A 14,217-nucleotide genomic window follows, 5' to 3' on the forward strand; every position below is an offset into this window, starting at 1 on the left:
GGCTCCGGGTGGCGGAGCCCCCGGCTTGGGGCGAAGCCCCGGAGGACACAGCGGTCAAGGCATCGTCTTCCCGGGTACTCCGAGCGCGCCGGCGAACCGGACGCGCTCCTTGGGCAGGGCGTCGAGGGCACGCAGCCGGGCGAGGTGACCGGCCAGGCGCTCCCGGAATTCAGCATAACGGCGGTCCGGCGGCGACCACGCGCGCTCGGCCAGCGCGCACAGCCGCGGGAACGCCAGGTGCCGCACGTGGTCGGGGGTCGGCGCGTGCTCGGTCCACAGCTGGGCCTGCGTGCCCAGCACCCCGGGCCCGCTCCCGTCGGCGACCGGCAGGCCGCCGGCCAGCGGGTCGAAGCGGTAGACGTCCTCGAGCGTCGTCACGGGCTCGCGCGGGGGCTCGCCGGGCTCCTCGCTCTGCCGGTAGTCGAAATAGGTCGACGTGTGCGGCGCCATCACCACCTGGTGCCCCCGGGCCACGGCCAGCGCGCCGTGCGCGGCGTCGCGCCAGGCGGTGACGACCAGCTCCGGGGGCAGCCGGCCCGCCGCGTGGCCGGTCTCGTCCCAGCACACCGCCTGCCGGCCGAGGTCCGCGACGATCTCGTGCAGCCGGCCGAGGAACCACGGGTGCAGCTCGGCGGTGTCGCGCAGGCCGAGGCGGGCCGCTTGGTCCCGCGCGAGCGGGTTGTCCGCCCACTGCGTGGTCGGGCATTCGTCCCCGCCGATGTGCAGGTGGGGTGCCGGGAAGACGTCCGCGACCTGGGTGAGCACCTCGCGGCAGAAGGCGAACGCGCCGTCGTGGACGCCGAGGATGTCCGGGCTGATGCCCCACTCGGTCCACACCGGCAGCGCCGTGCCGGGCCGGTTGCCCAGCTCGGGGTAGGCGGCCAGGGCCGCGCGCACGTGCCCGGGCAGGTCGATCTCCGGCACGATCGCCACCCCGCGGTCGGCGGCGAACGCGACGAGCTCCCGCAGCTCGCGCTGGGTGTAGAAGCCGCCGTGGGGAACGCCGTCGAACACCCCGCTGCCGGCCGCGCCGACCATCGACTCGGCCCGCCACGCGCCGACCTCGGTCAGCCGGGGGCGGCCGTCGATCTCGACGCGCCAGCCCTGGTCGTCGGTCAGGTGCAGGTGCAGGACGTTGTACTTGTGCAGCGCCAGCAGGTCGACGAACTCGCGCAGGAACTCCGGTGGCAGGAAGTGCCGGGCGACGTCGAGCAGCACCCCGCGCCACGGCAGCCGAGGACTGTCGCGCACGTGCAGGCACGGCAGCCGCGGCGGGCCGTGCAGCGGCACCAGCTGCCGGATGGTCTGGACGCCGTTGCGCAGCCCCGCTTCGGTGGACGCCGTCAGGAGCGCGTCCGCGGGGCCGATGTCGAGCTCGTAGCCTTCGGGACCGTGCCCTGCCGCGAGGTCCAGGCGGATCGCGGGTCCACTGTGGATCGACGGCCGGCGCAGGTAGCCGGCGAGGAGGCGGGCGGGCCGCTCGGCGCCGCGGGTCGCGAGCACGCGCAGCCCGCCGGCGGGCGCGAAGGAGCCGGCGCGGCGGGTCAGCCGCGCGGGGTGGGGGATGATCATCAGCCCTTCACCGCGCCCGCGGTCATGCCTTCGACCAGGTGGCGCTGCACGAGCGCGAAGAAGACGACGACGGGCAGTGCGAACAGCGTCGACGCGGCGATGAGCCCGCCGTAGTCGGTGCCCGCGCTGGTGCTGAACGACACCAGCCACACCGGCAGCGTGTAGCCCGAGCTGTCCTTCATGATCACGTAGGCGAACAGGAAGTCGTTCCACGCGGTGATGAACGCGAACACGCTGGTCGCGATCAGCCCGGGCAGCACGAGCGGCAGCAGGACCGAACGCATGACGCGCCCGCGCGTCGCGCCGTCGACCATCGCCGCCTCCTCCAGTTCGACGGGGATCCCGTGCAGGAACCCGCGCAACGTCCAGATCGTGAACGGCAGCACCAGCGCCACGTAGGTCAGGACCAGCCCGAGGAGCGTGTCGAGCAGGTGCGCGCTCTTGAGCCCGAGGAACAGCGGGATGACCAGGGCGGGCACCGGCACCATCTGCAGCACCAGCACGCCGATGAGGAAGCTGCGGCGGCCGAAGAACCGGAAGCGGGTCAACGCCGTCGCGGCCAGGAAGGCGACCACGATGGACAGGGCCACGACGGCGACCACGACCACGGCGCTGTTCAGCAGGTCGTGGGCGAACCCGGGCTTGGCGAGCGCGTCGGCGAAGTTGTCCAGCGTGACGTCGACCGGCAGGAACTGCGGCGTGGGGCTGAGGATCTTGCCCGCGGGCTTGAACGCCGTGAGCACCATCCAGTACACCGGGAAGATCCACACGAGGCAGAAGAGGGTGGCGACCGCGTTGCGGCCGATCCGCCGGATCACAGGTCCTCCCCGGAGCGGACCAGCCGGCGCACGTACACCGCGGTCATGGCGACCAGCAGCACGACCGAGACGACGGCGATCGCGCCGCCCTGGCCGAAGTCGTTGTGGCTGAAGGCACGGGTGAACGTCCAGATGCCCAGTGTCGTGGTGCCTTCGTTCGGGCCGCCCTGGGTGAGGATCCAGATCTGGTTGAACACGGTGAAGTCCCAGATCACCGACAGGATGGTGACCAGGCCGAGGATCGGCTGCAGGAAGGGGAAGGTGATGGTGCGGTGCGCCCGCCACGCCCCGGCGCCGTCCAGCGCGGCGGCTTCGTAGTAGGAGCGCGGGATCTGCGAAAGGCCCGCGTACAGCGTGAGCGCGACGAACGGCACGGACTGCCAGACGACCAGCAGCCAGACGAGGGTGAACGCCGACGCGGGCGACGTCGTCCAGTCGTGCTGGGTCAGGTCGCCGAAGCCGAGCCGGGTGAGCAGCCAGTTGACGACGCCGTAGCCGGGCTGGAAGAGCCACTGCCAGACCAAAGTGGACGCGACGTTCGGCAGCGCCCAGGCCGCGATCAGGCACAGGGTGACCGCGGTGCGCATGCCGCGGCCCAGCTTCCGCAGCAGCAACGCGACACCGAAGCCGATCACGAGGGTGCCGAGCACCAGCGCCGCGCAGAACCCGACGCTGCGCGCGAGGACCGGGAGCAGCTGCGGGTCGCCGAGCACCGCGGAGTAGTTGTCCCAGCCGGCGAAGCTCGTCGTGCCGGTGAACAGCGACCGCAGGCCGTACTTCTGCGTCGAGATGACGACCAGGCGCACCAGCGGGTAACCCAGGACGAGTCCCAGCAGGACGGTCGCGGGCAGCAGCAGGCCGTACGGGAGCAGCGAGCGACGCCGGCGCGGCGTGAGGTGTCTCGGCGCGGCTTCGGGCGGCGCTTTCTCCAGCAACACGAGGACTCCTTCGCGGGAAAGGGGCGGGGCGGCCCGGTTGGGGACGGCAGTCGGCCGGGCCACCCCGCCGGTCAGCGGGCGTTCAGCGCCTCGGTCAGGTGAGCGTCGAAGTCCTTGGCGGCGTCGGCGATCGAGCGGCGCCCGGTGGCGATGTCGGCGAAGAAGGTGTTGATCGACTTGTCACTCTCGATGGTCGCCCAGCCGGGGGCCGCCGGGGTCGCGACGCTCGTTTTGGCGGCGGTGGCGAAGGCGGCGTTGAGCGGTGGGAGGGTGGGCGTGATCTGGTCGATCAGCTCGGTGGAGATCGGGGTCCAGCCGTCGATGCCGACGATCGCGTCGCGCTGCACGGCCGGGTCGGTCGCCGCCTTGAGGTAGGCGAGGGCGAGGTCCTGGTTGCGGCTCTTGGCGGCGACGGCGAGGTCCGACCCGCCGAGGAAGACCGGCTGCGTCTTCCCGGCGGTGGCACTGGGGAAGGGGAAGGTGCCCAGGTGGTCCTTCAGCTCCGGCTTGTTCTTGACGACGGTGTTGACGCTCGTGTCGAGGATCGCGCCCGCGCCGCCGGCGGAGAAGATCGCGGCCTGGTCGGGCGCCTTGGTGTCGACGTTGCGGGACGCGGCCGAGGAGTAGGTGTTCTGGAAGTCCTTCCAGGCCTGCAGACCCTTCTGTGCCTCGGGGCTTTCGAGGGCGCCGGTCCACTTCCCGTCCTTCTGCGTGGCGAGCTGCCCGCCGGCGTCCCAGACGAACTGCAGCGCGCCGTACCAGTACTTGCCGGGGAAGTGGAACGCGGAGTAGTCCGCCGCCGGGTGCTTGGCCTTGATCTTGTCGAGGTCCTGGGTGAGCTCCTGGAACGTCTTGGGTGGCGCGGTGATCCCGGCGTCGGCCCAGACCCGCTTGTCGTAGATGACCGCGCGGTTGCCGGCGAACAGGGGCGTGCCGTAGAGGTTTCCGTCCACAGTGGCCGGACCGGCGAGGCCGGGCAGCCAGGTGTGCCCGCCGGAGAGCTCGTCGCGGTGCGGGGTGAGGTCGGTCAGCGCGCCGTTGGCGGCGAAGAGCGGGACGTCGGTGTTGCCGATCTCGATGACGTCGGGGGTGTTGTCCTGGGCCAGCGCCGTGCTGATCTTCGTGTTGATGTTGTCCCATTCCTGGATCTGCACGGTGACCTTGGCGCCGGTGGCCTTCTCGAAAGCGGCGTTGATCGCCGCGGTGGCCTTGTCGGACAGGTCGCCGTTCATCAGCCAGACGGTCAGCTGCCCACCCCGGGCGGCGGGGGCGGGGGTGTCGGTGCCACAGGCATTGGCGGTCACGGCGGCGACCGCCAGCACGGCGGCGAGGGTGCGTCTGCGCACGGGAACTCCTGGAAAGGGCGGCGGAAGTAGTGGGGGAGGGCGACGAGCGCCCCAATGTGGCGTTGGGTGCGTTGGGCGCACCCAATGTGGCGTTGGGTGCGTTGGATGCACCCAATGTGGCGTTGGGGCGCTTGGGGCGGCCGCGGCCCGGGCTGGTCCCTGTGCGCCCGGGCCGCGACCAGGTCGCGATCAGCAGTGGCCGAGGTCGGCCCACTGCGCGGTGAGGCCCGGCTCGGAGCCCTGGGTCCACCAGTTCGCCTGCCAGAGGTGGGCGTTGTGCTTCACCCGCTGGCCGGCCAGGTACACCGTGCCCCAGTCCCATTCGGCCGCGGTCGAGCAGTTCGCGGGCTGGGTCGGCGTGGTGGGCGTGGTCGGGGTCGTGGGCGTGGTCGGCTTGGTGGTCGTCGTCGGGGTGGTCGGCGTCGTGCAGCCGCTCACCGTGTCCACATGGGACGTTCCGGCGGTGCGGTACTGACCCGCGCGAGCGACCGCGTCGGAGGGCGAGACCACCTGGTTGCCCGCGTAGTACGTCCAGTCCACCTGCTCGGTGTAGACGCTGGTGCCGCTCGTGTGCCCGGCGGTGTCGATGAACCACATGTTGTAGTTGATCGACATCGGCGTGCGCGGGTAGACCGGGTTGCCCTGGGCGTCGGTCGTGTGGTCGGCGGTCTGGACACCGTCGATGAAGTACTTCACGTGCCCGCCCGACACCTGCGTGACGATGTCGTGCCAGCCCGCGAAGCTGCGGTTCTGCGCGGTGGAGGTGCGCAGCCCGTCCCACGTCGGGTTGTTCCAGTAGGTGTACCAGCTGGTCTGGTAGTCGGCCGTCGGGCCGCCCCAGCCGCCGTTGGGCAGGTACTCCGAGAAGTCCAGCTCGCTGTAGAGCGGGTCGCGGTCGTACCGCAGCGGCGAGATCGTGAAGTACGTTTCGTTGACGTGGTCGCCGTCGGTGCCGCTGTCGGGTGCGTCGGTGAAGCGGACGCGGCTGGCGTACGTGCCGTCGAAGAACCGCAGCTGGTTCTGGTACATCTCGGAGTGCGTCGTGCCGGCCGCGCTGCCGTCGGTGCCGGCGGCCAGCTGCGCGACGCGCTCGCCGTTCACTGTCGGGAAGGTGACGTTGCTGGTCAGCCAGCGCGCGCCGGGCACGCCGGGACTGCCGACGTCGTTGCGGGTGGTCCAGCCGGCGCCGCTGAACGCGGAGTCGGTCGGCGAGGCGTAGTGGAAGTCGTCGAACAGCACCCCGCAGTCGGCGGCGGCGGCCGTGGAGGTCGCGGCCGCCCCACCCGAGAGGATCAGGGCCGTCGCGGCCACGGTCGCGACACTGGTGAGGACTGCGGTGGTGGTCCGGGTTCTGCGGGACATGGGTCTCCTCCTGAGGATGGCCGTCCGCTCTGATTGGTCTAGACGAATCAGTGGCGAGGACTTTCCTCCTGACCATTGGTAAAGTCAAGACGGCGATGAAACTTACCTTTGGTAATTTCTGTTGGCCGCGGTTGAACACCTGCCGGTTCGGGGGTAGGCCGTGTTGGTGGCGTGGGCCGGTGCGGCGAGGACGACGGGTTCGAGGCGACCCGCCACCTGGGAGCTGTACCTCGCGCTGGCGGCGGCGTGGACCGCGATGGCGATCACCAACGAGGACACCGCCGCGCGCACCGAAGACTCCGACCGGACGGAGCTGTTCCGGAGGCGCGCGGCCCGGGCGCGCGACCACGCTTCCGTGAACTGCCCCCGGTGGCGGTGTCGAGTTACCGTCGTCCCGTTCGTCATCCCCGTTGACGACGCCGGACGAAGGAGCCCCCGTGCTGTACATGCTGCTGATCTACAACTGCGAGCGGCCGGAGCCGGGCGACGCGGGGTTCGAGGAGGCGCTGACCGCCGTCAACGCCTTCGCCGACGAATGCCGGCGTCGCGGAGTCTTCGTCTCGGGGCACCCGCTGCAGGGTGAGCACACCGCCACGACCGTGACCGTGCAGGAGGGCCGCACGCTCATCACCGACGGGCCGTTCGCCGAGACCCACGAGCACCTCGGCGGGGTCTACGTGTTCGACTGCCGCGACCTCGACGAGGCCCTGGAGCTGGCCGCACTCTGCCCGATGGCCGCGCAGGGCTCGATCGAGGTGCGCCCGGTCGCCGGCGTGCCCGGGCTGGACCACCGGGCCGCCCGTGGCTGATCGCGCGGCCGAGGTCGTCGGGCGCGTCTTCCGCGAGGACCGCGCCCGGCTGCTGGCCGCGCTCGTCCGGGTGCTCGGCGACTTCGAGCTGGCCGAAGACGCCCTCCAGGACGCCGCCGCGCAGGCCCTGCGCACCTGGGGCGCCGCCGTGCCGGACGACCCGGCGGCGTGGCTGCTGACCGTCGCGCGCAACAGCGCGTTCGACCGGATCCGCCGGGCCCGCGTCGGCCAGGCGAAGCTCGCGCGGCTCGCGGCGGGCGAAAGCGGGGTGACGACGGTGGACCTGCCCGACGACCGGCTCGCCGAGGTCGGCGACGACCGGCTGAGCCTGCTCTTCACCTGCTGCCACCCGGCGCTCGCCGAAGACGCCCGGGTCGCGCTGACGCTGCAGGCGGTGGCCGGGCTGACCGCGGCCCAGATCGCCCGGCTGTTCCTGGTCGCCGAGCCCGCGCTGGCCCAGCGGCTGGTGCGCGCGAAGCGCAAGATCCGCGACGCCGGCATCTCGCTGAGCGTCCCGCCCGACCACCTCCTGCCCGACCGCCTCGCCGGCGTCCTCACGGTGATCTACCTGGTCTTCACCCGCGGCTACGCGTCCCCGACCGGCCGCGACGAGCCGGCCGAGCTGCGCCACGAGGCCATCCGGCTGGCGAAGCTGCTGGCCGCGCTGATGCCGGACGAGCCGGAGACGCTCGGCCTGCTCGCCCTGCTCCTGCTGCAGGATTCGCGCTCGGCCGCCCGCTACACCACCGGCGGCGACGTCGTCCTCCTCGAGGACCAGGACCGCACCCGCTGGGACTCCGCCGAGATCGCCGAAGCACTCGGGGTGCTCGGGCGGGCGCTGCGGCGTGGCACGGTCGGGCAGTACCAGCTGCAGGCGGCGATCGCGGCCCAGCACGCCCAGGCCGCCGCGGCCGCCGACACCGACTGGGCGCGGATCGCGGGCCTCTACGCGCAGCTGAGGACGCTGACGCCGTCACCCGTCGTCGCGCTGAACCACGCCGTGGCCGTCGCGATGGCGGAGGGGCCCGAGACCGGGCTCGCCCTGCTCGAGGCGATCGACGGCCTCGAGCGGTACCACCTGCTTCACGCCGCCCGCGCGGACCTGCTGCGCCGCCTCGGCCGCCGCGCCGACGCCGTCGCCGCCTACCGGCTGGCGCTCGAGCTGGCCGTGGCGCCCGCCGATCGCCGTTTCCTCACCGACCGCCTGCACGAACTGGAGTCCTGATGCGACTGTCCATCCTGGACCACGGCCACCGCGGCCGGACCCGGCTGTTCCTGACGCTGACGAGCAAGGTCTCGCGCGTCGCGAGCCCGGACATCGTCAAGCTGCTGTTGTACCGGCCCGATTTCCTCACCCGGCCGCTGCTCGACCTGACCGCGCCCGCGATGCGCGGCGAGTCCTACTGGACCGCAGCCGAGCGCGAGTTCCTGGCGATGAGCACGGCCCGGGTGCACCAGTGCCCGTTCTGCCTCGTCACCCACGCCGAGATGATCCGCGTCGCGGGCCACGGCGAGATCGACCCCGACCGCCCGGCCGACGCCCGGCCGGAGCTGCTGGCCGTGCAGGGGTTCCTCGAGGCCGTCTCGCGCGACGCCGAGCTCGACGTCGCGCCGCTGCGGGACCTGCCGCCGAACGCGGTGGCGGAGGCGTTGAACGTCAACCTGGTGTGGAACGTGGTCAACCGGCTCGCCAACGCGTTCGGCTTCGAGCTGCTCGACGGGCAGCTGAAGTCGGGCACGCGCGCCCTGCACCGGGCCGGCTACCGCTTCCCGGGGTTCCTGCTCGGCGCGGACCACGGCGACCTCCGGGCGAGTGTGTTCGACCAGCCGGCGCACACCAGCGTCGAGCTGCGCAAAGCGGTAGCGACGGGTGACGACGTCGAGGAGCCGTGGCGGGAGTACGCGACGCTGGTCCGCGACGCCTCTTACCGGATCACCGACGCCGACGTCCGCCGCCTCACCGCCGCGGGCCGGAGCGAGGACGAGATCTTCGAGGTCACGGTGGCCGCGGCGGTCGGAGCCGCCCTGCACAGCTTCGATGCCGGCCGCGCGGCGTCGGGCACCTGACCCGTATCGTCGGCACCCAGCCGCGAAAGGAGCCTGATGCCCTTCGAAGTCACCGAGCCGATCCTGCCCGGCCCCGGCCAGGCACTCGGCGCGCTGCTCGGCGTCGACGTGCCCGACGGCCCGCTTCCGCTGCTGTGGCACTGGTTCCACCTGCTCGACCGGCCCGCGCAGGCCGACCTCGGCCCGGACGGCCACCCGGTCCGCGGCACCGTCCTGGCCGCCCCGGGGGAGGGCCGCCGCCGGATGTGGGCGGGCGGCCGCGTCCGCACTCCCGGCGAGCTGCACCCCGGTGAACCCGCGACGCGCCGGTCGGAAGTCCTCGCGGTGCGCGAAAAAGAGGGCCGGTCCGGGCCGCTGACGTTCGTCACGGTGGCGCACCGGATCACCCAGGCCGGCCGGCTCGTGGTCGACGAGGAACAGGACATCGTCTACCGCGCGGCCGCACACCCGGCCGCGACGGCACCGCCCGAGGAGACCACCGAAGTGCCGCCGGCCGCGGACGAGTGGCCGCTCGAGGTGACTCCGACGCTGCTGTTCCGGTTCTCCGCCCTGACCTACAACGCCCACCGCATCCACTACGACCGGGACTACACCCGCGACGTCGAAGGTTATCCGGGGCTGCTCACCCACGGCCCGCTGCAGGCGCTGGCGATGGCCGAAGCCGCCCGCGCCCGGGGTGTCGAGGGCCGCCTGGAGTTCGAGTACCGGCTGGTGGCGCCGTTGTTCGACGACCAGGGGCTGATCGCACGGGCCGAGCCGGGTGCCGAGACGGTGACGTCGGTGCGGGACCGCTTCGGACGGCCGACAGCGACCGGAGTCCTGCGGAGGCTCGCCTCGTGAACCTCAGCACCGCGCGGACGTTCCTCTTCGTCCCGGGCGACCGGCCGGACCGGTTCGGCAAGGCGGCGGCGAGCGGGGCCGACGTCGTCGTGCTCGACCTGGAGGACGCCGTCGCCCCGGACCGGAAACCCGAAGCGCGCCGGCACCTCCGGGCGTGGCTGCGCGAGGGCGGTGCCGCGGTCGTGCGGGTCAACGCGCCGGGCACGCCCTGGCACGACGACGACCTGGCGATGGCGGCCGAAGCGGCGGCCGCGGTGATGGTCCCCAAGGCCGAGGACCCGGCCGCGCTGGCGGCGATCGCCCGCCGGGTGCCTGCGATCGTCCCGCTCGTGGAAACCGCGGCCGGCGTCCTCGGCGCGCCGGCCGTGTGCGCCGCGCCGTCGGTGGTGCGGCCCGCGTTCGGCAGCGTCGACCTGGGCGCCCAGCTCGGCGTCGACCACCGGAGCCACGACGCGCTGCGCCACGCCCGCGCCACCCTCGTGCTCGCCGCGGCGGCCGCCGGGTGCGCGGCCCCGATCGACGGCGTCACCACCGCGCTCGACGACCCGGCTGCGCTGCGGGCCGACACCGAACACGCCGCGATGCTCGGTTTCACCGCGAAACTGTGCGTCCACCCGCGCCAGGTCGACGTCGTCCACGACGCTTTCGCGCCGTCCGAAGAAGACGTCGCCTGGGCCCGCCGCGTCGTGGCCGCGGCCGGCGACGGCGCGGCCGTCGCACACGGCGGGGAAATGATCGACCGCCCGGTTCTCCTGCGCGCGCAGGCCGTTCTGGCCCGGGCGGCGCGTTAGGCCGAACCGGTTAACACGCTGACCGGAATCCGCGCCCGGTGATTCCGTCGAATGTTCGAGTCACTCCACTCCCACCAGCGAAAACGCGGAAACGTGAATGCGCTCGGGCGGGCGGCACGGTATTTCTGCCAGTGCCGGAAACCCTGCGTCGCCGATGCGTGCGTGCCATAGTGACGATTCCGGCGGTATCGGGTGGGGGTGGGGGACGATGGCGTCCGAGGTGCGCCCGTTGGTGGGGCTCGCCGCCGTCACGCACGGGCTCGTCGACCACCTGGTGTCGCGTCCGGACGGCGAGAGCCGGCCGCTGCCCGTCGTCGTGGCGCTCGGTGCGCGTGGCACCGGGAAGACCGCGTTGCTCGACACCGTCGCCGCGCGTTGTGCGGACATCCCGCACGCGCGGCTGGACTTCGAGCGGCACGACCGGGCCGGCAGCCGGCCCCGGGAACTGCTGGGGCAGCTCGCGTTCGACCTCAGCCGCCAGTGGAAGCAGTTCGGCCGGCTGGCTTTTCCCCGGCTCTGGCTGTGCATGCTCGTGCTGGGCGCGCCGGTCGAACTCCAGGACCGCCGCGCCGCGCTGCGCAAGCTGCACGCCTTGGTGGCGAAGAACCAGCCGCTGGAACAGAACCGCGAGGCGATCGTCGACGTCGTGCGCCTCGCCGGCGGCATCGCGCCCGCCGGTGGCCTCCAAGGCTGGCCGGAGGCGACCGACCTCCTGCTGCGCGGGCTGAGCTGGTACGACCGCCGCCGGCTGGTCGGCAAGATGCGGGCGTTGCCTGCCGGCGCCGGCAACCACGAGGACTTCCTGCTCGAAATCGCCAAGCGCGCCCAGGGCGACGACGAGGACCGGGAGGCGGTCGACGCCACCTTCTGCGACGCGTTCCTCGCGGACCTGCGCCGTGCCTACACCGGCCTGAACCGCTCACGCCGGACGCTGAACAGCCTGGTGCTGCTCGACAACGCCCACACCGAAGGCGGCCGGCTGCTGCTGAGCGCGCTGACCGAAGCGCGCCGGCGCTCCGGCGAAGCCGACCCGCTCGTCGTGCTCGCCACCAGCCGGGAATGGAACCCGGAGTGGAACGAGAGCTGGTCCCTGCTGACCCCGCACCGCGGCGCCCCGGAGCACCGGCGGCCGACCACCCACCGGACGAGCGGGCTCTCCTGGCCGGCCCCGCGGCAACCCGCCGATGTGGACGGTGACTGGCGGCCGGAGCCGAGCCGGCCGGACCCGCGCTGGCACCCCTGGTACCTGCTGGAGCTGGGGACCCTGTCGAAGGACGACGTCGTCGCGCTCGCCGCGGGCCGGGAGATCCACCCGGCGTCGCGGCTGCCGGGGTTCCTGCACCGGCTGACCGACGGCCATCCCGGCGCGGTCACCGACGTCGTCGCCGCGGTGGCGCACCGCTACGACCCCCGGCGGCCGGGCGCGTTGCGCACGGCGTTGCGCACCCGGCTCGACGACGCGGGACCGGACCTGCTCACCGCGATGCGCGACTACCTCCTGCAGGACTTCACCACGGCGAGCCGGCCGGACCTGGTCACCGCGAGCGCCGCGCTCGACGTGGAGATGCTGTTCCACAAGGAGATCCTCGACCTGCGCAACCCCGCCGGCGAAGGTGTGCTGTTCAAGGAGCTCGGCGACCACCTGTGGCTGCGCGCGGAGCCGGCGGTGTCGCCGCAGTACGTGCTGCACCCGTTGCTGCGCCGGATCCTGTTGCAGGAGCTGGCTTCCCGCGCGGACGACCACCCGCTGAGCTGGACCCGCGTGCACACCCGGTGCCGCGACTTCTACGAGAAGAACGGCCGGGTCGTGGCCGCGCGCTACCACGACCTCGCGCTGGAGAACGTCGCGGCGGCGGTCGCGCACCTGCGCGAGCCGTTCGGCGAGGCGCGGGAGTTCGACCTGCCGACCGCCGAGACGTGGCTCGCCGAGCTCGACGTCATCACCGCCGCCCCCAACCGGCTGGCCAAGGCCGCCGAGCCCTACGACCAGGTCCAGCGCCACGCCGGCGAGGGCGACGACGACCTCGGGACCCAGCTCGCCTGGCTGGTCGTCGCGCTGTGGATCGCCCGCGACCCCCTCGGCGATCCCGGCGGCACGCTGGATTCGACGATCGAAGGGGGCTTCCACCAGCTGGCGCAGGGCCGGGGGCGGGGCTCGATCCTGCTGCACGAACGAGCGGAGAGGTACCGATGACGGCACGCACTGACCGGATCCGGCCGCCGCGGCCGACGTGGTCGAAGTGGCTGGTGGCGGGCGGGGCAGTGCTCGCGCTCGCCGTCGTCCTCGTCGGCGTGCTGGTCGTGGTGCCGTCGATCGGCGAAGCCGGGCGGACCTGCGGCGACGGCGTCGAGAAACGCGGTGACACCGGGGAATGCACCGGCGTCACCGACGGCTCGTACGTGTTCTCGCCGGGACTCGCCGACGTCGAGCAGCGGATCCACGCCGAGAACGACCGGGTCGCCGCGTCGGGGCAGCCGGTCGTCACCATCGCGGCGTTCCTGCCGATGACGCTGACCGAGCACGACATCCTGTCCGACGAATGGGTTCGTCACCAGCTGGAAGGCGCCTACATCGCGCAGCGCCGCGCGAACACGACCGGTTCGTGGGGCAGCCTGCCGCTGGTCCGCCTGCTGCTGGCCAACCCGGGCAGCCGGCTGGCCCAGTGGGAGCCGGTGGTGACCGACCTGGTCGGCCGGGCGGCGGCCGAGCGCCTGGTCGCGGTCACCGGGATCGGCCTGAGCCTCGACACCGCCCGCGACGCGATCCGCCGGCTGTCGGAGCACCGGATCCCGGTCGTCGCCTCGCACCTGGCCGCGGACGAGTTCTCGGAGATCCCCGGCTTCATGCGGGTGTCGCCGACCAGCTCGACCTACGGCCTGGCGGCGGCGAGCTACGTCAAGCCGACCGCGCACACGGCGACGGTCGTGCAGGACGTCAACCCGGGCGACCTCTACCCGAAGACCCTCGCGACGGCGTTCACCCGCAAATTCGCCGACGAGACGCACCGGATCGTCGGGCGCACCGAGGAGTACGACTCGAGCCTGCCCGGCATCGAGAACACGTTCCTGCAGATGATGCCGAACATCTGCGGCAACCAGCCGGAGGTCGTGTACTTCGCCGGCCGCGAGAACCACCTGACGTCGTTCATCGCCGAGCTGGCGCAGCGGCCGTGCCTCGACCGCCACATCACGGTGCTGACCGGCGACCTGGCCCTGGTCGGGCCGCCCGGCCCGGAGATGCGCCGCGGCCTGCAGGCCAACGTGACGGTGTTCGCGCCGGGGCTGGCCCACCCGCAGGCGTGGGCCAGCTCCCCGGGCGCGTTCAACCCGACGGCGGTCGCGAACTTCACCGAGCCGGGCTGCACGGACTGCTTCACCGCGGTGTTCCCGAAGGAACGCCTCGACGACGGCATCGCGATCCTCGCGCACGACGCCGTCCTGACCGTGGTGTGGGCGATCCGCGGCATCCCGCGCGTGGCCCCGGAACAGGTGACCGCCCAGGACGTGCTGCAGGCCAAGAACCGCCTGCACGGAACGCTGGCGGTCCCGGGCGCGAGCGGCATGATCTCATTCGACGACCGCGGCGACCCGGTCAACAAGGCGGTGCCGATCCTGCGGGTGCGGCTGGCCGACACCCCCGAGTTCGTGCAGCTGTCCACACCGGACTCGTGAGC

The 14,217-nt window shown here is 72.7% G+C and carries 12 protein-coding genes; 7 read left to right on the top strand and 5 right to left on the bottom strand.

Features of this window, described 5'->3' with window-relative positions; genetic code table 11:
* Positions 1–54: 54 nt before the first annotated feature.
* The 5 genes from M8542_RS18935 to M8542_RS18955 form a co-directional block, all read right to left on the bottom strand.
* On the bottom strand, positions 55–1,572 hold the full coding sequence (locus M8542_RS18935) for a beta-N-acetylhexosaminidase (protein WP_257921522.1): 1,518 nt from the start codon (positions 1,570–1,572) through the stop codon (positions 55–57).
* On the bottom strand, positions 1,572–2,390 hold the full coding sequence (locus M8542_RS18940) for a carbohydrate ABC transporter permease (RefSeq protein ID WP_257921523.1): 819 nt from the start codon (positions 2,388–2,390) through the stop codon (positions 1,572–1,574). The genes M8542_RS18935 and M8542_RS18940 overlap by 1 nt, the downstream gene beginning before the upstream one ends.
* Positions 2,387–3,328 (bottom strand): carbohydrate ABC transporter permease, encoded by a 942-nt coding sequence (locus tag M8542_RS18945; protein WP_257921524.1) that lies wholly within the window; start codon positions 3,326–3,328, stop codon positions 2,387–2,389. Before M8542_RS18945 ends, M8542_RS18940 begins: the two co-directional genes overlap by 4 nt.
* Positions 3,329–3,399: 71 nt before the next feature.
* Positions 3,400–4,674, bottom strand: coding sequence for an extracellular solute-binding protein (locus M8542_RS18950; RefSeq protein ID WP_257921525.1), 1,275 nt, complete (start codon positions 4,672–4,674; stop codon positions 3,400–3,402).
* A 189-nt stretch (positions 4,675–4,863) separates the two neighbouring features.
* Complete coding sequence (locus tag M8542_RS18955; RefSeq protein WP_257921526.1) at positions 4,864–6,036, bottom strand: carbohydrate-binding protein; 1,173 nt, start codon at positions 6,034–6,036, stop codon at positions 4,864–4,866.
* Positions 6,037–6,473: 437 nt separating this feature from the next.
* Here M8542_RS18955 and M8542_RS18960 point away from each other — a divergent pair, with 437 nt between their 5' ends.
* The 7 genes from M8542_RS18960 (at position 6,474) to M8542_RS18990 (ending at position 14,215) form a co-directional block, all read left to right on the top strand.
* On the top strand, positions 6,474–6,845 hold the full coding sequence (locus M8542_RS18960) for a YciI family protein (protein ID WP_308210267.1): 372 nt from the start codon (positions 6,474–6,476) through the stop codon (positions 6,843–6,845).
* Positions 6,838–8,070 carry an RNA polymerase sigma factor gene (locus tag M8542_RS18965; RefSeq protein WP_257921527.1) on the top strand — a complete coding sequence of 411 codons (1,233 nt, stop codon included), beginning with the start codon at positions 6,838–6,840 and terminating at the stop codon, positions 8,068–8,070. The genes M8542_RS18960 and M8542_RS18965 overlap by 8 nt, the downstream gene beginning before the upstream one ends.
* Complete coding sequence (locus tag M8542_RS18970; protein WP_257921528.1) at positions 8,070–8,912, top strand: hypothetical protein; 843 nt, start codon at positions 8,070–8,072, stop codon at positions 8,910–8,912. Before M8542_RS18965 ends, M8542_RS18970 begins: the two co-directional genes overlap by 1 nt.
* 36 nt (positions 8,913–8,948) lie before the next feature.
* Positions 8,949–9,752, top strand: coding sequence for an FAS1-like dehydratase domain-containing protein (locus tag M8542_RS18975; protein ID WP_257921529.1), 804 nt, complete (start codon positions 8,949–8,951; stop codon positions 9,750–9,752).
* Complete coding sequence (locus tag M8542_RS18980) at positions 9,749–10,543, top strand: HpcH/HpaI aldolase/citrate lyase family protein (protein WP_257921530.1); 795 nt, start codon at positions 9,749–9,751, stop codon at positions 10,541–10,543. The genes M8542_RS18975 and M8542_RS18980 overlap by 4 nt, the downstream gene beginning before the upstream one ends.
* 208 nt (positions 10,544–10,751) lie before the next feature.
* On the top strand, positions 10,752–12,737 hold the full coding sequence (locus M8542_RS18985) for a hypothetical protein (protein ID WP_257921531.1): 1,986 nt from the start codon (positions 10,752–10,754) through the stop codon (positions 12,735–12,737).
* A complete protein-coding gene (locus tag M8542_RS18990; protein ID WP_257921532.1) occupies positions 12,734–14,215 on the top strand; it encodes a type 1 periplasmic-binding domain-containing protein in 1,482 nt (493 codons plus the stop codon). Before M8542_RS18985 ends, M8542_RS18990 begins: the two co-directional genes overlap by 4 nt.
* The last annotated feature ends 2 nt before the right edge of the window (positions 14,216–14,217 follow it).

The sequence above is a fragment of the Amycolatopsis iheyensis genome, assembly GCF_024703995.1.
Classification (GTDB): Bacteria; Actinomycetota; Actinomycetes; order Mycobacteriales; family Pseudonocardiaceae; genus Amycolatopsis; species Amycolatopsis iheyensis.